The sequence below is a fragment of the Bosea sp. NBC_00550 genome, assembly GCF_026020075.1.
Lineage (GTDB): Bacteria > Pseudomonadota > Alphaproteobacteria > Rhizobiales > Beijerinckiaceae > Allobosea.
On the sequence record NZ_CP102772.1, the window covers coordinates 5,196,993 to 5,214,710 of the forward strand.

Here is a 17,718-nt window from a genome sequence, read left to right on the forward strand (position 1 = left end):
CGCTCGAACAAGAGGTTCAGCCCCATGGACGTCACCGCACTGCGTGCCCTGCAGGCTCCGCTCAAGGACGAGTACCGGACCAATCCCGAGGCCGCCATCATCACGCTGAAGGCGCATGGCGAGCTCGACGACCAGCACATCGCCTGCAAGGTCGAAACCGGCCGTGCCATCGCGCTCGCCGGCCTTCATCCTGCGACGGGCGGCTCGGGCGCCGAGCTCTGCTCCGGCGACATGCTGCTGGAGGCGCTGGTCGCCTGCGCCGGCGTGACGCTGAAGGCGGTCGCGACCGCCCTCGAGATCGAGCTGAAGAAGGGCGTCGTCCACGCCGAGGGCGATCTCGACTTCCGCGGCACGCTCGGCGTCGCCAAGGATGCGGCTGTCGGCTTCAAGGCGATCCGGCTCTCCTTCGATGTCGAGACCGATGCGCCGCAGGAGAAGCTCGACACGCTGCTGAAGCTCACCGAGCGCTATTGCGTCGTCTTCCAGACCCTGAACGTGAAGCCGGAGCTTTCCGCAGTGCTCAGCCGCGGGTGATCACTCCGCCGCGGCCTTCAGCTCCAGCCCCTTGGCGAAGGGCAGCTTCGGTTCGCTCTTCTCGTCGTCGAAGTCGAGCGCGCCGATCCTCTCGGCGCGGGTCGTGACCTTGCCGGCCGAGGTCTTGATCTGGCCGACATCCTCCTGCGCCTGGCGGAAATGCGTGTCGAGCTTGTCGACGCGCTCGCCCAGCCGTCGCACATCGTCGAGCAGCTTGCCGACCTCGGTCTGGATGACCTGCGCCTCCTCGCGCATGCGCGCATCGCGCACCAGCGACTGCATGAGCTGGATCGCCAGCGCCAGCAGCGAGGGCGAGACGATCATGATCCGCGCCCGGTGCGCCCGCTGCACGACATCGTCGAAATACTCGTGCAGATCGGCATAGATCGACTCGGACGGCACGAAGAGCAGCGCGACATCCTGCGTCTCGCCGGGCAGGAAATAGCGTTCGGCGATGTCCTTCACATGCACGCCGACATCGCTTCGCACGCGCTGGCCGGCGGCCTTCTTCGCATCCTCGCCGCGCGCCTCGCGCAATTGCGTGAAGCTCTCCAGCGGGAATTTCGCGTCAATGACCAGCCCACGCCCGTCTCCGGGCAACGTCACCAAGCAGTCCGGCCGCTTGCCGTTCGAGAGCTGCGGCTGGAAGGCGAAGAAGGCGGCGGGCAGTCCGTCGCGGATGATCGCCTCCATCCGCCCCTGGCCATAAGCGCCGCGCGCCTGCTTGTTGGAGAGTACGTCCTTCAGCGTCACGACCTCGGAGGTGAGGTCGGTCAGGTTCTTCTGGGCGCTGTCGATCACCGCCAGCCGTTCCTGCAGCTTGCCGAGGCTCTCGGTGGTCTGTCGGACATTCTGCTCGAGGCCCTGGCCGACCTTGTGGCTCAGCCCGTCCATACGATCGGCGACGAGCCGCGCGAGATCGCCCTGCCGGGTCGAGAGGATCTCGGCCATGGACTGCATGCGGCCGGCGAGCTCGGCCTGCTGGCGGTTCATCTCGGCGACCTTGTCGTCCATCTCGCGGGCCCGTTCCGCCGCCATGGCGGCTTCGATCGCGCGGCTTTGGCCGCCACGCCAGGCGGACAGCACCACCATCAGCAGAAGCATGAGGCTCAGGCCGGCGAAGCCGAGCGCCGCTTCGGCCCAGGTCACCGGGCGTTCGAGCAGGGTGAAGGCGATCTCATTCATGACGCGAGCCTAGCCGATTCGAGGCGGTATTGCGAACGAAAGCGGAACAGTTTGACCGCTTGCCCACAAATGCTTATGTCCCGCCTTGTTCAGCCTTTTTCCTGCGGAATCCCATGGCCATTCGCCCGCTCGTCATCCTGCCCGACGCCCAGCTCCGTCTCGTCTCGAAGCCGGTCGCAGCCGTCACGCCCGATATCCGGGCGCTGGTCGAGGATATGTTCGAGACCATGTACGACGCGCCTGGCATCGGGCTTGCGGCGATCCAGATCGGCGAGCCGCTGCGCATCGTGACGATCGACCTGGCGAAGCGCGAGCCGAAGGAAGGCGAGGAGCCGGAGCCGAAGAAGCCGCAGGTCTTCATCAATCCGGAGGTCACCTGGTCCTCGGACGAGTTCAATGCCTATGAGGAAGGGTGCCTCTCGATCCCCGAATATTACGAGGAGGTCGAGCGCCCGGCGCAGGTGAAGGTCCGCTTCATGGATCTCGACGGCAAGGTGCAGGAGATCAAGGCCGACGGGCTGCTCGCCACCTGCCTGCAGCACGAGATCGACCATCTCAACGGCGTGCTGTTCATCGACCATCTCTCGCGGCTGAAGCGCGAGCGCGTGACCAAGAAATTCGCCAAGGCCGCCAAGCGCGAGCGGGCGGCGTAACGAGCAGTCGTCACCCGAGCCCTCATCCTAAGGAGCCGCGGCACGCGGCGTCTCAAAGGATGCTTCGGGAGGCGGCTGGATCATCCTTCGAGACGCGCCTCGCGGCGCTCCTCAGGATGAGGGCTGTTCTATTCTTTCCGGCGCTGCGCCGGGGCTGAGGTAAATCGAGCGTATGAGTTTGCGCGTCATTTTCATGGGCACGCCGGATTTCGCCGTGCCGGTCCTGACCGAGATCGTCGGCCAGGGGCACGATGTCGTCTCCTGCTACACCCGCGCTCCGGCGCAGGCGGGCAGGGGCCTCGAACTCAAGCCTTCCCCGGTCCATAGGGCGGCCGAACGCTTCGGCATCCCGGTCTTCACGCCTGCGACGCTGAAGACGCCGGAACAGGCCGAGATCATCGCCTCGCATCAGGCCGATGTCGCCGTCGTCGTCGCCTACGGCATGATCCTGCCCCAGGCGATCCTGAACCTGCCCGAGCTCGGCTGCCTCAACCTGCATGCATCGCTGCTGCCGCGCTGGCGCGGCGCGGCGCCGCTGCAGCGCGCGATCATGGCCGGCGATGCCGAAACCGGCGTCTGCGTGATGAAGATGGAGGCGGGGCTTGATACCGGCCCGGTCGGCATGGTCGAGACGCTGACGATCGGGCCGGATCTCACCGCCGGTGAACTGCACGACCAGCTCAGCATTCTCGGTGCCGACCTGATGGTGCGGGCGCTCGCCGCGCTCGGGCGCGGCGGCCTGCAGTTCACGCCCCAGCCGGAGGAGGGCGTCACCTACGCCGCCAAGATCACCAATGCAGAGGCCAAGCTGAGCTGGGCGCAGCCGGCGCAGCAGGTGCACGACCGCGTTCGCGGGCTCTCGCCGTTCCCTGGCGCCTTCGCCGAGATCGATCTCGGCAAGGGGCCGGAGCGGCTGAGGATCCTGCGGACGGCGCGCGCCGGCGGAGCGGCCCAGCCCGGCACGCTGCTCGACGACGAGGGCACGGTCGCCTGCGCCGTCGGCGCGGTGAAGCTGCTGCAGGTCCAGCGCGCGGGCAAGGCGCCGATGAGCGGGGCCGAGTTCCTGCGCGGCGCCCGGCTCGGAGCCGGCGACAAGCTTTAGCGGAGCAGGCCATTGTCCGAAAACCGCTTCGCATTGTTCGGTGGCCGGCTCTGATGCCGCGCTACAAGCTCGTCATCGAATATGACGGCACGCCGTTCTCGGGCTGGCAGCGCCAGGTGAACGGCCCCTCCGTGCAACAGAGCGTCGAGGAGGCGGTCGAGGCCTTCTGCGGCCACCCCGTGCGCCTGCATTGCGCCGGCCGCACCGATGCCGGCGTGCACGCCACGCATCAGGTCGCCCATGTCGATCTCGACAGGGAATGGCGCACCGATGTGGTGCGCGACGCCACCAATGCCCGGCTGAAATCCCGCGTCCCGGTCGGCGTGCTCAGCGCCGAGGCGGTGTCCGACGATTTCAACGCCCGGATATCGGCCAGGCGCCGCTATTACATATACCGCATCCTCGACCGGCGCGCCCCGCCGGCGCTCGACCGCGACCGCGTCTGGCATGTGCCGGTCAGGCTGGATCACGAGGCGATGGACCGGGCCGCCAAGGCGCTGCTCGGCCATCACGACTTCACGACCTTCCGCGCCGCCGAATGCCAGGCCAACAGCCCGATGCGCACGCTCGACCGGCTCGATGTCCGGCGCGAGGGCTCCGAGATCGTGGTCTACACCGATGCCCGCTCCTACCTGCATCATCAGGTCCGCTCGATCGTCGGCAGCCTGAAGATGGTCGGAGCTGGCCGCTGGCCCGAGGCGAAGATGGGTCAGATCCTCGCTGCGCGCGAGCGTGCGCAATGCGCGGCCCTGGCGCCGTCCTGCGGACTTTATCTGGCGGGCGTCGACTACTGAGACGGCCTCAGAACAGGCCGAAAAGCCGGATTACGCCGTAATCCAGGACGACGCTGGCGGCGACCAGCGGCAGCGCGATGGCGCGGCCTTCCGGCGCGAAGGCGGCCCGCGCCACGCAGTAGCGCAGCCTCAGCACGATCGCGGCGAAGAAGCCGGACTGCACCAATGCGAGCTGGGGCGTCGACCAGCCGAGCGCGAGCACGGCGGCCGGTACCGCCATCAGGCTGGCCGAAACGATGCCGGCCCAGTTCCAGGCGATGACGAAGCTGGTGAAGCGCGGAGCCTGCGCGAGTTCCGGGCGCAGCGCGATCAGGAGTGCCGGCACGGCAAGGATGGCAAGGCACAGAGCGGCGATCACCGACAGCACGAGAATGGGGGCGGTGAAAAGCCCGGCGCTGTTAGGCAGCCCGGCCATCAGGCGCGCGGCGGCGAGGATCGCGATCGTCGCGGGCAGCATCAGCGCGAAGGCGAGGAAGGAGCGCCAGAATCCATCCCGGCTGAGATCGAGCTCCGAGAGTGCCTCAGCGCCCCGGGTCATCAGATGCCAGGAACCGCGCAGCGAACGCGCGATGTCGTCGGCGGCCAGCCTCATCACGGCCTCCATCATCTCTCTTAGACTTTCGTCTAACGGAGATAATGGACCTCGGTTCCGAGGCGTCAAGCGTTATGTTGCGCTGCAAAATAGCTGGCGAGTAAACGATGCGTGATCCGCTCGAGCGCGAGGACGTCCGCGACGGCGACGGATTCATCGATCTGGTGCATGGTCTTGCCGACGACACCGTATTCGACCACGGGGCAATAGCTCTTGATGAAGCGGGCATCCGAGGTGCCGCCTGTGGTGGACAGGGCCGGGCGCTTGCCGGTCTCGGCTGCGACCGCATCCGCGACCATCGCGACGAACGGGCCGGGCTCAGTCAGGAAGGCGACGGCATTGGTCGGCTGGAAGCCGATCTCGTAGCGCACCGTGTTGCCGGCGGCCTCGCGCAGCCGCCGCTCGATCTCGGCGGCAAGCGTCTCCGGCGTCCAGACATCGTTGAAGCGGATGTTGAAGACCGCCTTGGCCTGCGCCGGGATGACGTTCGTCGCGGGGTTGCCGACATCGAGCGTCGTTACTTCGAGATTACTCGGGTCGAAATGCGCGGTGCCGGTATCGAGCGGTGTGGCATCGAGCGCCGCCAGCAGGCGCACCATCCCGCGGATCGGATTGTCGGCGAGATGCGGATAGCCGACATGGCCCTGAGTGCCCTGGACGGTGAGCCTGCCGGTCAGCGAGCCGCGACGGCCGATCTTGATCATGTCGCTCATCGTCGCCGGATTCGTGGGTTCGCCGAGAATGCAATGGTCGAAGCGCTCGCCGCGCCGATGCGCCCATTCGAGCAGCTTCACGGTTCCATTGACGGCCGGCCCCTCCTCGTCCCCGGTGACGAGGAAGGCGATGGAGCCCGGCGCATCCGGGTTCGCGCGGCGGTAGCGGATCGCTGCCGCAGCCATGGCCGCGAGCCCGCCCTTCATGTCGCAGGCGCCGCGGCCGTAGAGGATGCCGTTTTCGATCGTTCCAGCGAAAGGCTCGCGCGTCCATGCCGCTGCGTCGCCGACAGGCACGACATCGGTATGGCCGGCGATGATCAGGACGGGGCCCTCGCTGCCGATCCGGGCGTAGAGATTCTCCACGTTGGGCGTATCGGGCTCGCTGAAGACGGGGCGATGGACCTCGTAGCCCTCTGCCGCCAGCGCGGTGGCGAGCAGGGCGAGCGCTCCGCCTTCCTCGGGCGTCACCGACGGGCAGCGCACCAGCGCCTGCGTCAGTGCGACCGGATCGGCGGGGTCGAAGGAAAGGGCGGAGGTCGAAGCGGCGGGTGCGATCGTCATGCCGCCGCTTTAGCGCGCTTCAGGCTCCGCTGGAACCGGCCTGTGCCGCCGCGGGTGAGCCCGTCGCGATCTCCGGCCCGTCTTTCGCGGACGGCATCAGGCCGAGATCGATGAAGGCGGCGATCCAGGCGATGGTCGAGATCGCTTCCAGAGACGGCCGCCAGCCGAACGGTAAGTAGAGGCGTAACTGCTCCGGCAGCACGATCGCGCAGATCAGCAGAATGCCGAAAAGCGGCGTGCTGCCGCGATCGCTGGCGCGCTTGGCCGCCAACGCCGCCCAGGGGAACAGCGCGAAGGCGTTGAGGAAAACAAGGATCGTATGGGCGGCCTGACGATCCGCAAGCTGCGGCACGATCTTCTGCAGGGCGAAGAGCGTGAGCGCGACGCCCGCGCTGCCGAGCCAGAAGGCGCGCAGGCCGATGCGTCCATCGAGATCGCTGAACAGACGGATCAGGGACATGCGTCGGGCTCCATAGGATCCTTGTCGCATGTCTTAACGCAACGTTGAAGCTTATGGTGAATAAACGGTTAACGGGGCGGCCAACCGGTTGTGCCAGCTCAGAAAAGGCTTGAACGGCTCTTGCCGGGCCGCTAGCTGCGGAAGGTGCGCCGTTCCGGCGCGGCCTGCCGCCATCAGATTTCCGTGAGTATCGGTGAAGGGCGCCCAGCGCGGCCCGAATGAGGTTTCGAGAATGACCATTCGTTTTCATCGCGGCGATCTGCCGGACGGCTACGAGGCCGGATCGAGCGTCGCGATCGACACCGAGACGCTCGGCCTCAATCCGCATCGCGACCGGCTCTGCGTGGTCCAGCTCTCGCGCGGTGACGGCACCGCCGATGTGGTCCAGATCCCGAAGGGCGGCGAGCGGCCGAAGAACCTGATCCGCCTGCTCGAAGATCAGGCCGTGCTGAAGCTCTTCCATTTCGCACGCTTCGACGTCGCGGTTCTCAGGCAGGCCTTCGGCATCGTGACGACGCCGGTCTACTGCACGAAGATCGCCTCGAAGCTGACCCGCACCTATACGGATCGCCACGGGCTCAAGGATCTGGTGCGCGAGCTGCTCGGCGTCGACCTCTCGAAGCAGCAGCAATCCTCGGATTGGGGCGCCGATACGCTGAGCGAGGCCCAGCTCGCCTATGCGGCGTCCGACGTGCTGCATCTCCACGCCCTGCACGAGAAGCTCGAGGCCATGCTGGCGCGCGAGGGCCGCAGCCATCTCGCGCAGGCCTGTTTCCAGTTCCTGCCCTATCGCGCCGAGCTCGATCTCGCCGGCTGGGGCGAGACCGACATCTTCGCCCACACTTGACAATTTCTAAGGCTTCTTGCGTCAGTCTGCCTTGACGACGCGGCGCGGGGGCGGCCCGTCCGATCTGGAGCGAGCGGCGCGTGGGCGCGTTGCGGTTCGCCCGGCGACACGAAAAAGCCGTGAGCGGCTGCCATTGCGCGGGGCATGACTGTGGCAATGACCTTCAACGACCCGGCGGGTCGGGTTTCAGGGCAAGCCTTGCGTCGCCGCGAGGCCTTCAGTGCTGCGCGCCGCCATACCCGGTTCGTCCATGTCCTGCGCCGCGCGATCCCGCTTCTGGTCGTGGGATTGGTCGTTGTGCTGATCGTGATCCCGTTTCTGAGCCCGCTCAGTGGCAAGCTCGCCCATGTCTCGGTCAGCTCGGTCGGCATCACCAACGGCAAGGTCAGGATGGAGACGCCGAAGCTCTCCGGCTACCGCAAGGACAACCGGCCTTATCAGGTCACCGCCGAGAATGCCTTCCAGGAGATCCGGAACCCGACCCAGGTCGAGCTGGAGATCCTGACCGCCCGCATCCAGATGGAGCGCGAGGGTTGGGTGACGGTCAACTCGAAGACCGGCCTGTTCGACACCCAGAAGGAAAAGCTCAGGCTCGTCGACGACGTGAAGATCCGCACCGAGAGCGGCCACGACATGCAGATGAAGACGGCCGATGTCGACTTCAAATCCGGCACCGTGACGTCGAGGGATCCCGTCAGCGTTCATATGGATCAGACCACCGTGGACGCCGATACGCTTGACGTGAAGAACAATGGCGAGTTGATCGCCTTCGAGGGGCGGGTTCGGGTCTTCATCAAGAACGCGCCAGCAGGTACGATCGCCGGACCCGAACGCGAGGGCAGCACGCCGATGCTGGAACTGCTGAACGCGAATCGGGTTGCCCCGGCGGGGGATGCGCCCGCCAACGACGCTGGCAACGGGAAGAGACAGTGACATGAGCACGGCAAGCCAGACGTTCCGCTTCGCCAGGGGTTTCTGCGGCGCAGGCCTGCTGCTGGCAGCGGGCCTCGTTCTGCTGACTTTGCCGCAGGAGGCTTTCGCGCAGGCTGCGCAGGGCAAGCCACGCGGCGGCAGCGCCTCCTCTCCGCTGGGCGGCCTCGGCGGCGACAGCAAGGAGCCGATCAAGATCGACGCCGACAAGCTCGACGTGCTCGACAAGGAGAACAAGGCCGTCTTCACCGGCAATGTCGTCGCGGTCCAGGGCGAGACCACGGTGCGCTGCACTGTGATGACCGTGCTCTACGAAGGGCGTGCCGGCGGACAGGGCGGTGCCGCCTCAGGCCGGGCGGCGACGCCTGCGCCTGCTGCGCCCGCCGCCAATGGGGGCAACGGCCAGAGCAATGACAGCTCGATCAAGCGCATCCTCTGCAAGGGTCCGGTGACGGTGGTCTCGAAGACCCAGGCCGCAACCTCCGATAATGCCGAGTTCGACCGCGCCAACAACGTCGTGATCATGACCGGCAATGTGGCGCTGAACGATGGCCCTAACATCACCCGCGGCGAGAAGCTGACTTACAACACGGTCACCGGCGTCGCCAATGTCGAGACCAACAAGGGCGGTCGCGTCCAAGGCTTCTTCGTGCCGAACTCCGGCGATGCGAACAAGGCCGACGCGAACAAGCCCGGCGCCAAGCCGGCGCCCAAGCCGACCAACTGATGAAGCTCACCAACTGATCGTGCCGCAGTGACCGTCTCCGAAGCGCCCAGCCCCGCCGCCATGCCCGCCCGCACCGAGACTCCCACATCGAACGGCGCGTTCGGGCGCCTGCGCGGGCTCTTCGGCGGGCGAAAGCGCTCGGCGAGCGGAGCCGGATTCGGGGCTTCGGCTGCTGCGATCGGCGGCCCCGGCATCCTCGCCGTCAGCAATCTGCGCAAGAGCTATGGCGGACGAACCGTCGTGTCCGACGCCAGCCTCTACCTGCGCCAGGGCGAGGCTGTCGGCCTGCTCGGCCCCAACGGTGCCGGCAAGACGACGATCTTCTACATGATCACCGGGCTGGTCGCGGCCGATTTCGGGGTGATCTCGCTCGAGGGTGACGACATCACCGCGCTGCCGATGTACCAGCGCGCGCGGCTCGGCATCGGCTACCTGCCGCAGGAGGCCTCGATCTTCCGCGGCCTTTCGGTCGAGGACAACATCCGCTCCGTGCTGGAGGTGGTGGAGCCCGACCGCAAGGCGCGCGAGCGCCAGCTCGATCAGCTGCTCGAGGAATTCACCATCGCCCGCCTGCGCAAGGCGCCCTCGATCGCGCTCTCGGGCGGCGAGCGCCGCCGCTGCGAGATCGCCCGTGCGCTTGCGGGCAAGCCCTCCTTCATCCTGCTCGACGAGCCCTTCGCCGGCATCGACCCGATCGCGGTCGGCGACATCCAGGCGCTAGTGCGCCAGCTCACCGACCGCGGCATCGGCGTGCTCATCACCGACCACAATGTCCGCGAGACGCTCGGTCTCGTCGATCGCGCCTACATCATCCATACGGGCCGGGTGCTCACCGAAGGCTCGCCGGCCGAGATCATCGCCAATCCCGATGTCCGCCGCGTCTATCTAGGCGAGGATTTCCGTCTCTGAGGTCGAGGGCGTCTGCCGGGCTTTGCGCCGTTATGTTGCGGCGCATCAAATTTTCTGCGCACAAACGAGGCAGGGCTTTGACGTGGCGCTAAGCTGGCGCTAGGGTCTTTTCACAAGCAAGAATCGTGCCGGATGGCGCGCGGCGGGGAAAGGCCTTTGGCGCATGGCGATGATGCCGCGCATGGAGCTACGTCAGGGCCAGTCCCTGGTGATGACGCCGCAGCTGCTGCAGGCGATCAAGCTCCTGCAGCTGTCGCATCTCGAACTCCAGAACTTCGTCGACGGCGAACTCGAGCGGAACCCGCTGCTGGAACGGGACGACGGGGCGGAGCCGCCGTCGCGGGCCGATGGTCCCGACAACCCGCATGCCGCCGACCCTGAGAGCTTCGCTCGTGCCGAGAGCCTGCATACGCAGGAGGGCATGGAAGGCCGGCTCGGCACCGGCCTCGACAATGTTTTCCAGAGTGAGCAGCCGAGCGTTGCCCGCAGCGATTCCGCCGGCGCCGACAGCCTGCCGGTCATCGGCGGCGCCTATGGTTCGCGCAGCGGCTCCTTCGAGGATGGGCCTGAGGGCTTCGAGAGCGGGCTCACGGCGGAAATCTCGCTGCACAACCATCTCAGCGCGCAGCTCGACCTCGCGGTCATCGACCCGGCGCAGCGGATCATCGGCAGCCACCTGATCGACGCGGTCGACGACAGCGGGTATCTCGGCGAGCCCATCGCCGATATCGCAGAGCGCCTCGGTGTCGGGGTCGAGCGGGTGGAAGCCGTGCTGCGCGTGGTCCAGAGCTTCGATCCCTCGGGTATCGCCGCGCGTGACGTCGCCGAATGCCTCACCATCCAGCTACGGGATCGCAATCGCTTCGATCCGGCGATGCAGGCCCTGATCGCGAATCTTCACCTCGTCGCCAAGCGCGATTTCGCCGCCTTGAAGCGCGTCTGCGGCGTCGATGACGAGGATATCGCCGATATGGTCGGCGAGATCCGCAGGCTCGATCCCAAGCCCGGTCGCGGCTTCGGCGGCTCGGCGGCGGAGACCGTGGTGCCGGATGTCTTCATCCGCTCCGCGCCCGACGGCTCCTGGCTGATCGATCTCAACCCCGACACGCTGCCGCGCCTGCTGGTCAACCAGACCTATCACGCCCGTGTCTCGAAGGCGGTCCGCAACGACGAGGAGAAGGCCTTCATCGCCGAGTGCCTGCAGACGGCGAACTGGCTGACCCGCTCGCTGGAGCAACGCGCCCGCACCATCCTGAAGGTCGCGAGCGAGATCGTGCGCCAGCAGGACGGCTTCTTCGCCCATGGCATCGAGCATCTGCGCCCGCTCAACCTCAAGACCGTCGCCGATGCCATCGGCATGCATGAATCGACGGTCTCGCGCGTCACCTCGAACAAGTACCTGACCTGCTCGCGCGGAGTCTTCGAGATGAAATATTTCTTCTCGGCGGCGATCGCGGCGACAGGCTATGGCGAGGCGCATTCCGCGGAGGCCGTGCGTTTCCGTATCAAGCAGATGATCGACGAGGAGAGCCCGTCCGACGTGCTTTCGGACGACGCCATCGTCACCCGGTTGAAGGCCGGCGGAATCGACATCGCCCGGCGCACTGTGGCGAAATACCGCGAATCCCTGCGCATCCCCTCTTCGATGGAGCGGCGGCGGGAGAAGGTCGCGATGGCGCTCGGTTAGCGTCGAGCGGTTTTGTTCCAAAGCTTTCCCGCATGAGGGCTATGACGGCCCTCTCTCATTGACATCCCCGACTCCCGGTTCTTAGCTCCTAGAGATGGCCGACCACTGGCCATGGCGAACAAGGGGAAGCACTCCATGAGCTTGCGAATCTCCGGCAAGAATCTCGATGTCGGCGAGGCCCTGCGCGGCCAGGCCGAGGAGCGGGTCGCTGCAGCCGTCAGCAAATATTACGAGGGCGGCTATCAGGGCCACGTCACGGTCGACAAGGATGGCTCGGCCTTCCGCACCGACACCGTGATCCATCTCTCCTCCGGGATCACGCTGGAAGCCTCCGCCACCGCGCATGATGCCTATGCCAGCCTCGACAAGATGGCTGAGCGCATCGAGAAGCGGCTGCGACGGTACAAGCGCCGGCTGAAGGACCGCTCGGGTACCAATGGCCGCGATGGCGGGATCGAAATCCCCAGCTATGTGATCGCGGCGCCAGATGACGAAATCGAGGAATTCGATGGGATTTCCGACGGTGACAACCCGGTGATCGTGGCTGAAAGCACCAAATCGCTGCATGTTTTGACGGTCAGCGATGCTGTTGCCGAGCTCGATCTGACCGGTGCGCCCGTCATCATCTTCCGCCACGCTGGCAATGGCCGGATGAACATCGTATACCGCCGCGGCGACGGCAATATCGGTTGGATCGACCCACCGGCATCGTTGTCCTGAGGCCGGCGGGCGACCCGCTCCGGCCGTCGAACCTGACCCGCGCCGACGGCTTTTCGGCCGGCACGGGACATGCATGGACGGGCGAATGACGCTGACCGATCTCCTGAGCCCTGCCGCGGTGATTTCGCCGCTGCGGGCGAACGGCAAGAAGCAGGCTCTTCAGGAGCTTGCCCAGCATGCCGCCACCCTGACGGGCCTTCCCGATCGCGAGATCTTCGAGGCGTTGCTTCAGCGCGAACGCCTCGGCTCGACCGGTATCGGGGAGGGCATCGCCATCCCGCACGGCCGCATGCCCGGCATCGAGCGTCTGGTCGGGCTGTTCGCCCGTACCGAGCGGCCGATCGATTTCGATGCGCTGGACGGCCAGCCCGTCGATATCATCTTCGTGCTGATCGCGCCGGAAGGGGCGGGCGCCGACCATCTCAAGGCGCTGGCCCGCGTCGCCCGGGTGCTGCGCAATCAGGCGGTGCTGGAGCAGGTCCGCAAGATCCGCGATCCCGCCATGATCTATGCGGTTCTGGCGGAATCGGCCGCGCAGGCCGCTTAGGCTTAAACGCATTAAAGACTGCTTGGAGGCGACAGACTGAGCGGCTATGACGCCGGCTGGATCGGCGTCGCGTCTTCCATGTCTGGAACGCGGTGCGCCCTGTTTCGGAGCCGCCAGCCATGGCTTATACGCATGTCGACCTTTTCCCCCTCGGCGATGACACGACGCCCTATCGCAAACTCGGCAGCGAGGGCGTCAGCGTCGAAAGAATTGGCGACCGTGAGGTGTTGAGCGTCTCGCGCGAGGCGATCCGCCAGCTCTCCGAGCAGGCCTTCATCGACATCAACCATCTGCTGCGCCCGGGCCATCTCGCCCAGCTCCAGAAGATCCTCGACGACCCCGAGGCGACCTCGAACGACAAGTTCGTCGCCTACGATCTCCTCAAGAATGCGAATATCGCCGCCGGCGGCGTCCTCCCGATGTGCCAGGACACCGGCACGGCGATCATCATGGGCAAGAAGGGCCGCAAGGTCTGGACCGAGGGCGACGACGAGGAGGCGCTGGGGGAAGGTGTTTACGACGCCTATTTCAAGCGCAACCTGCGCTATTCCCAGGTCGCTCCGCTTTCGATGTTCGAGGAGAAGAACACGGCGACCAATCTGCCGGCGCAGATCGATATCTATGCCGAGGGTGAGGACGCCTATAAATTCCTCTTCGTCGCCAAGGGCGGCGGCTCGGCCAACAAGACCTTCCTCTTTCAGGCGACGCCCTCGCTCCTGACGAAGGAGCGGATGATCGCCTTCCTGAAGGAGAAAATCCTGACGCTCGGCACGGCGGCCTGCCCGCCCTACCACTTGGCCATCGTCATCGGCGGCACCTCGGCCGAGCAGAACCTCAAGACCGTCAAGCTCGCCTCGACCAAATATCTCGACGCGTTGCCGACTCAAGGGTCGCCCTCAGGCCATGCCTTCCGCGACCTCGAGATGGAGGAGGAGGTCCATAAGCTGACGCAGGCGCTCGGTGTCGGCGCACAGTTCGGCGGCAAGTATTTCTGCCACGATGTCCGCGTCATCCGCCTGCCGCGCCACGGCGCCTCGCTGCCGATCGGATTGGGCGTTTCATGCTCGGCCGACCGCCAGGCCAAGGGCAAGATCACGAAGGACGGCATCTTCCTCGAGGCCTTGGAAACCGACCCGTCGAAGTACCTGCCGGAAGTCGACGAGGCCGGGCTCGGCGGCGATGTCGTCAAGGTCGATCTCAACCGGCCGATGAGCGAGATTCTCGCCACGCTCACGCAGTATCCCGTCAAGACGCGTCTCTCGCTGACGGGCACTATCATCGTCGCGCGCGACTCGGCGCATGCCAAGATTCGCGAACGGCTGGAGACCGGGCAGGGCATGCCGGACTATCTGAAGAACCATCCGGTCTATTACGCCGGTCCGGCCAAGACGCCCGAGGGCTTCGCCTCCGGCTCCTTCGGCCCGACCACAGCCGGCCGCATGGATTCCTTCGTCGACCAGTTCCAGTCCTTCGGCGGCTCGATGGTGATGCTCGCAAAGGGCAACCGGTCAGCAGCGGTGCGGGAAGCCTGCAAGAAGCATGGCGGCTTCTATCTCGGCTCGATCGGCGGCCCCGCCGCGCGCCTCGCGCAGGACTGCATCCGCAAGGTCGAGGTCCTCGAATACCCCGAACTCGGCATGGAGGCGGTCTGGCGCATCGAGGTCGAGGACTTCCCGGCCTTCATCGTCATCGACGACAAGGGCAACGACTTCTTCAAGGAGCTGAACCTCGGATGAGGCTGTCGGTCATCCTCGCTTTTTTGGCCTTGTCGGCCAGCTCCGCGCTGGCGCAACAGCCGCGCCCGGCCACTTGCTCGCGCGACATCTTCCAGAACGAGGCCGGCTTCCGCCAGCAGCAGGCTCGGCTTGCGGCCGTGGCCAGCGCCGACCAGGCAACGCAGTGCCGGGCTTATCGCGAGCATGTCGCCTATCTCCAGAAGTCCCGCTCGGTCTTCGCCGCCTGCCAGGCCGGGGCCGAACGGGAGCGCAATGTCTCCGAGATGGACGGCGATCTGGTGAATTACCGCGCACTCATCGCCAATCGCTGCGGCGGGCGCTAAGCACTTTCGTCCTGCCCGAACCGAAAGCGACCGCATGACCGACAAGCCGGAAGTACCGCTCCAGATCGCCGTCGTGCCGGTGACGCCGTTCCAGCAGAACTGCTCCATCGTCTGGGACACCCGGACGAAGCAGGCGGCGATCGTCGATCCCGGCGGCGACGTGCCGCGCCTGCGGGAAGCCCTGAAGGAACTGGGCGTCACCCCGGTCGCGATCTGGCTGACGCACGGCCATCTCGACCATGCGGGCGGCGCCACGGAATTGGCCGAGGCGCTTTCGCTGCCGATCATCGGTCCGCATGAGGGGGACAAGTTCCTGCTCGACGGCCTGCCGGAGCAGGGCCTGCGCTTCGACATACTGGACATGAAGGCGGTGAAGCCGACGCGCTGGCTGAAGGAGGGAGACGAAGTCTCGCTCGGCGATCAGACCTTCTCGGTCCAGCATGTTCCCGGTCATACGCCGGGCCATGTCACGTTCTTCCAGAACGATCTGCGCTTCCTGCTGGCGGGCGATACGGTCTTCGCCGGCTCCGTCGGCCGTACCGATTTTCCCTATGGCAGCCACGAGACGCTGATTTCGGGGATCAGGACGAAGCTCCTGCCGCTCGGCGACGACGTCCAGTTCCTGCCCGGCCATGGCCCGGCGAGCACGCTGGGCGAGGAGCGGCAGAACAATCCGTTCCTGCAGGGGTGAAAGACCGCGACGTCTAGCGCGCCCTTGTGGCGAACATGACGTCTTGTACACCTCTATCGACGAAGGAAGAGGTGGATAGTCGGGACCGGCTTGGCCGAGGCGCAAGGCGGAAACGAAAAGACCCGCAGCGGATGTCCGCTACGGGCCTCGGAATGAACCAACGGCCATGTCCTGAACGGGTGCGCGTACATCCGGCGTCAAACGTTCGGCTCATGGCCGTCTTCAACGATAATGGAGAGCGGTGGAACGCTCTCAACATTGCCGTGAGCCTGAGATGGGGGCGGGCATCGCCGATTACAAGCCCCGGCTCAAACGAATGGCCGCCACTCGTAGAGAATGTCCGGTTCGCCCTCTTCGTTGCGCGCTCCGTCGTTGAGGTCGACGATGCGGAAGCCGTGGCGCTCGTAGAAGGCGCGGGCCGCCTGGTTTCGCTGGAAGGTGAACAGGCAGAGCCGCGCCGGGCTGCGCTCCCTGGCTTTGTCGAGCAGGAGCGAACCGAGACCGCGGCGGAAATGCCCCGGCAGCAGGTAGAGCTGATCGAGTTCCTCGCCGTTCACGGTCATGAAGCCGAGGATGCGACCGGCTTCGCGCGCGACCCAGGTCTCGCCGGTGGCGAGCATCACGGTCCCGATCCAGTCGCGCACCTCGGCGTCGCTATGGCAGCGGCGCAGATAGGGCAGGGCCTCGGCCCGTGAGGCGAGATAGAGCGCGGCGATCTCCCCGGCATCCCGGGGAGTCGCGCGTTCGATCGCGATGGAGGTTGTCTCGCTCATCCGGGCTGATCGGGCCAAGCGGCTCACGCGTCGAAAACGCCCTTCAGGAAATCCTGTTTGCCGATCTGGAAGCCGTTCTGGCGCAGGATGTCGTAGGCCGTGGTTGCGTGGAAATAGAAGTTCGGGATGGCGAAGCGGGTCAGGTAGGCCTCGCCGGTCATCGTCACGGTCGCAGAAGGGCCACGCGGGAAGGTGACCTCGCGGGCAAGCCCGGCATCGAGCGTGGCGCCATCGGCCGCCGCGACGAAGGCGAGCGTCTTGGCGATGCGCTCCTTCAGCTCCGGGAAGCTCTTCTCCTCGTCGGGGAAGCGCGGATTCTCGCCGCCGGAGAGCCGCGCCACGGCATTCTTGGCGAAGTCGCAGCAAAGCTGGATCTGGCGGGTGAAGGCCAGCATGTCCGGCGCTAGCCGGGCGCTCAACAGCACCTCCGGCTGGATCTTGCGGGTATCGGCCTGCTCGACGGCCTTGTCGAGAATGGCGTCGAGCGCGTGAAGCGTCTGCACGAAGCCGGAAAGGGCGGCGGCCTGGACTGTGAGCGGCATGGATATCCCCGGAAACGACAACGGGCCCGGAAAGGGCCCGCTGCGTGAATCTATAAAGGAGATTTTTCCGCGGCGCTCTGCGCTGACAGGTCAGTCCTTCGCGCGCTCGACATAGGAGCCGTCGGTCGTCATCACGACGATGCGGGTGCCGACGCCGACATGCGGGGGCACGGCGCTGCGCACGCCGTTCGACAGGATCGCCGGCTTGTAGGAGGAGGAGGCCGTCTGGCCCTTGGTCACCGGCTCGGTCTCGACGACTTCGAGGGTCACGCGCTGCGGCAGCTCGATCGCGACGGCCTTGTCCTCGAATACCGAGAGCGAGACCTTCATGTTCTCCTGGAGATACGGAGCCATGTCGCCGACGACGTCCTTGTCGACATGGATCTGGTCGAAGGTCTCGGGGTTCATGAAGACGTATTGTTCGCCATCCTGGTAGAGATAGGTGAAGTCGCGATCCTCGACATAGGCGCGCTCGACCTGCTCGGTCGTCTTGTAGCGCTGCGTCATCTTCACGCCGTCGGCGATGCGGCGCATGTCGATCTGCGTCGTCGGGGTGCCCTTGCCTGGGAAGAAGCTCTCGGCCGAAATGACGGTGCAGAGATGCCCGTCGAGTTCGAGGACGTTGCCCTTGCGGACGGAAGAGGCGATGACCTTGACCACGTGAATGTCCTTCTGGTGCGCGGCGCGCC

Annotated in this window: 21 protein-coding genes; 14 read left to right on the plus strand and 7 right to left on the minus strand. The window is 66.1% G+C overall.

Annotated features, from left to right (window positions below):
• Positions 1-24 precede the first annotated feature (24 nt).
• Positions 25-534, plus strand: coding sequence for an OsmC family protein (locus NWE53_RS24685; protein ID WP_265051941.1), 510 nt, complete (start codon positions 25-27; stop codon positions 532-534).
• Here the strand turns inward: NWE53_RS24685 and NWE53_RS24690 are convergent, their stop codons facing one another.
• Complete coding sequence (locus tag NWE53_RS24690; protein WP_265051942.1) at positions 535-1,719, minus strand: DNA recombination protein RmuC; 1,185 nt, start codon at positions 1,717-1,719, stop codon at positions 535-537. It abuts the gene before it with no gap.
• 113 nt (positions 1,720-1,832) lie between these two features.
• Here NWE53_RS24690 and def point away from each other — a divergent pair, with 113 nt between their 5' ends.
• The 3 genes from def to truA all read left to right on the plus strand — a co-directional run bounded on the left by def (position 1,833) and on the right by truA (position 4,268).
• The gene (gene def, locus NWE53_RS24695; protein ID WP_265051943.1) at positions 1,833-2,372 is read left to right on the plus strand and encodes a peptide deformylase; all 540 of its coding nucleotides are present in this window, start codon (positions 1,833-1,835) and stop codon (positions 2,370-2,372) included.
• 172 nt (positions 2,373-2,544) lie between these two features.
• Positions 2,545-3,474 (plus strand): methionyl-tRNA formyltransferase, encoded by a 930-nt coding sequence (gene fmt / locus NWE53_RS24700; RefSeq protein ID WP_265051944.1) that lies wholly within the window; start codon positions 2,545-2,547, stop codon positions 3,472-3,474.
• A 53-nt stretch (positions 3,475-3,527) separates the two neighbouring features.
• Positions 3,528-4,268, plus strand: coding sequence for a tRNA pseudouridine(38-40) synthase TruA (gene truA / locus NWE53_RS24705; RefSeq protein WP_265051945.1), 741 nt, complete (start codon positions 3,528-3,530; stop codon positions 4,266-4,268).
• A gap of 7 nt (positions 4,269-4,275) precedes the next feature.
• Here truA and NWE53_RS24710 read toward each other — a convergent pair whose 3' ends face one another.
• From NWE53_RS24710 to NWE53_RS24720, 3 genes are all read right to left on the minus strand, one after another.
• Complete coding sequence (locus NWE53_RS24710) at positions 4,276-4,860, minus strand: hypothetical protein (protein WP_265051946.1); 585 nt, start codon at positions 4,858-4,860, stop codon at positions 4,276-4,278.
• A 65-nt stretch (positions 4,861-4,925) separates the two neighbouring features.
• Positions 4,926-6,137 carry a succinyl-diaminopimelate desuccinylase gene (dapE, locus tag NWE53_RS24715; protein ID WP_265051947.1) on the minus strand — a complete coding sequence of 404 codons (1,212 nt, stop codon included), beginning with the start codon at positions 6,135-6,137 and terminating at the stop codon, positions 4,926-4,928.
• Between the two features lie 19 nt (positions 6,138-6,156).
• Positions 6,157-6,597: a DUF805 domain-containing protein gene (locus tag NWE53_RS24720; protein ID WP_265051948.1), complete on the minus strand. Its 441-nt coding sequence runs from the start codon at positions 6,595-6,597 to the stop codon at positions 6,157-6,159.
• Positions 6,598-6,829: 232 nt separating this feature from the next.
• On the opposite strand from NWE53_RS24720, the gene NWE53_RS24725 reads away from it, so the two are divergent.
• The 10 genes from NWE53_RS24725 (at position 6,830) to NWE53_RS24770 (ending at position 15,714) form a co-directional block, all read left to right on the plus strand.
• A complete protein-coding gene (locus tag NWE53_RS24725) occupies positions 6,830-7,444 on the plus strand; it encodes a ribonuclease D (RefSeq protein WP_265051949.1) in 615 nt (204 codons plus the stop codon).
• 144 nt (positions 7,445-7,588) lie between these two features.
• Entirely contained in the window at positions 7,589-8,377 is a 789-nt protein-coding gene (gene lptC, locus NWE53_RS24730) for an LPS export ABC transporter periplasmic protein LptC (RefSeq protein WP_265051950.1), read from the plus strand.
• 1 nt (position 8,378) lies between these two features.
• Positions 8,379-9,101 carry an LptA/OstA family protein gene (locus NWE53_RS24735; RefSeq protein WP_265051951.1) on the plus strand — a complete coding sequence of 241 codons (723 nt, stop codon included), beginning with the start codon at positions 8,379-8,381 and terminating at the stop codon, positions 9,099-9,101.
• 60 nt (positions 9,102-9,161) lie between these two features.
• Entirely contained in the window at positions 9,162-10,010 is an 849-nt protein-coding gene (lptB, locus tag NWE53_RS24740; RefSeq protein WP_442865058.1) for an LPS export ABC transporter ATP-binding protein, read from the plus strand.
• Positions 10,011-10,173: 163 nt separating this feature from the next.
• On the plus strand, positions 10,174-11,697 hold the full coding sequence (rpoN, locus tag NWE53_RS24745; RefSeq protein WP_265051953.1) for an RNA polymerase factor sigma-54: 1,524 nt from the start codon (positions 10,174-10,176) through the stop codon (positions 11,695-11,697).
• Between the two features lie 135 nt (positions 11,698-11,832).
• Positions 11,833-12,417 carry a ribosome hibernation-promoting factor, HPF/YfiA family gene (gene hpf, locus NWE53_RS24750; RefSeq protein WP_265051954.1) on the plus strand — a complete coding sequence of 195 codons (585 nt, stop codon included), beginning with the start codon at positions 11,833-11,835 and terminating at the stop codon, positions 12,415-12,417.
• A gap of 85 nt (positions 12,418-12,502) precedes the next feature.
• A complete protein-coding gene (gene ptsN / locus NWE53_RS24755; protein ID WP_265051955.1) occupies positions 12,503-12,964 on the plus strand; it encodes a PTS IIA-like nitrogen regulatory protein PtsN in 462 nt (153 codons plus the stop codon).
• Between the two features lie 119 nt (positions 12,965-13,083).
• Complete coding sequence (locus NWE53_RS24760) at positions 13,084-14,700, plus strand: fumarate hydratase (RefSeq protein WP_265051956.1); 1,617 nt, start codon at positions 13,084-13,086, stop codon at positions 14,698-14,700.
• Complete coding sequence (locus tag NWE53_RS24765) at positions 14,697-15,023, plus strand: hypothetical protein (RefSeq protein WP_265051957.1); 327 nt, start codon at positions 14,697-14,699, stop codon at positions 15,021-15,023. Before NWE53_RS24760 ends, NWE53_RS24765 begins: the two co-directional genes overlap by 4 nt.
• Before the next feature lie 34 nt (positions 15,024-15,057).
• The gene (locus NWE53_RS24770; protein ID WP_265051958.1) at positions 15,058-15,714 is read left to right on the plus strand and encodes an MBL fold metallo-hydrolase; all 657 of its coding nucleotides are present in this window, start codon (positions 15,058-15,060) and stop codon (positions 15,712-15,714) included.
• A 308-nt stretch (positions 15,715-16,022) separates the two neighbouring features.
• On the opposite strand, the gene NWE53_RS24775 is transcribed toward NWE53_RS24770, so the two are convergent.
• The 3 genes from NWE53_RS24775 to efp all read right to left on the minus strand — a co-directional run bounded on the left by NWE53_RS24775 (position 16,023) and on the right by efp (position 17,689).
• The gene (locus tag NWE53_RS24775) at positions 16,023-16,487 is read right to left on the minus strand and encodes a GNAT family N-acetyltransferase (protein WP_265051959.1); all 465 of its coding nucleotides are present in this window, start codon (positions 16,485-16,487) and stop codon (positions 16,023-16,025) included.
• A 23-nt stretch (positions 16,488-16,510) separates the two neighbouring features.
• A complete protein-coding gene (locus NWE53_RS24780) occupies positions 16,511-17,029 on the minus strand; it encodes a DUF1993 domain-containing protein (RefSeq protein ID WP_265051960.1) in 519 nt (172 codons plus the stop codon).
• A gap of 90 nt (positions 17,030-17,119) precedes the next feature.
• The gene (gene efp / locus NWE53_RS24785; protein ID WP_265051961.1) at positions 17,120-17,689 is read right to left on the minus strand and encodes an elongation factor P; all 570 of its coding nucleotides are present in this window, start codon (positions 17,687-17,689) and stop codon (positions 17,120-17,122) included.
• Positions 17,690-17,718 lie beyond the last annotated feature (29 nt).

What these genes read in the sequence shown, in the direction of transcription:
- hpf (WP_265051954.1), top strand. Translation starts at nt 11,833, where the DNA reads ATGAGCTTGCGAATCTCCGGCAAGAATCTCGATGTCGGCGAGGCCCTG.
- fmt (WP_265051944.1), top strand. Translation starts at nt 2,545, where the DNA reads ATGAGTTTGCGCGTCATTTTCATGGGCACGCCGGATTTCGCCGTGCCG.
- NWE53_RS24720 (WP_265051948.1), bottom strand. Translation starts at nt 6,597, where the DNA reads ATGTCCCTGATCCGTCTGTTCAGCGATCTCGATGGACGCATCGGCCTG.
- rpoN (WP_265051953.1), top strand. Translation starts at nt 10,174, where the DNA reads ATGGCGATGATGCCGCGCATGGAGCTACGTCAGGGCCAGTCCCTGGTG.
- NWE53_RS24775 (WP_265051959.1), bottom strand. Translation starts at nt 16,487, where the DNA reads ATGAGCGAGACAACCTCCATCGCGATCGAACGCGCGACTCCCCGGGAT.
- lptC (WP_265051950.1), top strand. Translation starts at nt 7,589, where the DNA reads ATGACTGTGGCAATGACCTTCAACGACCCGGCGGGTCGGGTTTCAGGG.
- NWE53_RS24690 (WP_265051942.1), bottom strand. Translation starts at nt 1,719, where the DNA reads ATGAATGAGATCGCCTTCACCCTGCTCGAACGCCCGGTGACCTGGGCC.
- def (WP_265051943.1), top strand. Translation starts at nt 1,833, where the DNA reads ATGGCCATTCGCCCGCTCGTCATCCTGCCCGACGCCCAGCTCCGTCTC.
- NWE53_RS24760 (WP_265051956.1), top strand. Translation starts at nt 13,084, where the DNA reads ATGGCTTATACGCATGTCGACCTTTTCCCCCTCGGCGATGACACGACG.
- NWE53_RS24725 (WP_265051949.1), top strand. Translation starts at nt 6,830, where the DNA reads ATGACCATTCGTTTTCATCGCGGCGATCTGCCGGACGGCTACGAGGCC.
- lptB (WP_442865058.1), top strand. Translation starts at nt 9,162, where the DNA reads ATGCCCGCCCGCACCGAGACTCCCACATCGAACGGCGCGTTCGGGCGC.
- dapE (WP_265051947.1), bottom strand. Translation starts at nt 6,137, where the DNA reads ATGACGATCGCACCCGCCGCTTCGACCTCCGCCCTTTCCTTCGACCCC.
- NWE53_RS24770 (WP_265051958.1), top strand. Translation starts at nt 15,058, where the DNA reads ATGACCGACAAGCCGGAAGTACCGCTCCAGATCGCCGTCGTGCCGGTG.
- NWE53_RS24685 (WP_265051941.1), top strand. Translation starts at nt 25, where the DNA reads ATGGACGTCACCGCACTGCGTGCCCTGCAGGCTCCGCTCAAGGACGAG.
- NWE53_RS24735 (WP_265051951.1), top strand. Translation starts at nt 8,379, where the DNA reads ATGAGCACGGCAAGCCAGACGTTCCGCTTCGCCAGGGGTTTCTGCGGC.
- NWE53_RS24710 (WP_265051946.1), bottom strand. Translation starts at nt 4,860, where the DNA reads ATGAGGCTGGCCGCCGACGACATCGCGCGTTCGCTGCGCGGTTCCTGG.
- truA (WP_265051945.1), top strand. Translation starts at nt 3,528, where the DNA reads ATGCCGCGCTACAAGCTCGTCATCGAATATGACGGCACGCCGTTCTCG.
- NWE53_RS24780 (WP_265051960.1), bottom strand. Translation starts at nt 17,029, where the DNA reads ATGCCGCTCACAGTCCAGGCCGCCGCCCTTTCCGGCTTCGTGCAGACG.
- NWE53_RS24765 (WP_265051957.1), top strand. Translation starts at nt 14,697, where the DNA reads ATGAGGCTGTCGGTCATCCTCGCTTTTTTGGCCTTGTCGGCCAGCTCC.
- ptsN (WP_265051955.1), top strand. Translation starts at nt 12,503, where the DNA reads ATGACGCTGACCGATCTCCTGAGCCCTGCCGCGGTGATTTCGCCGCTG.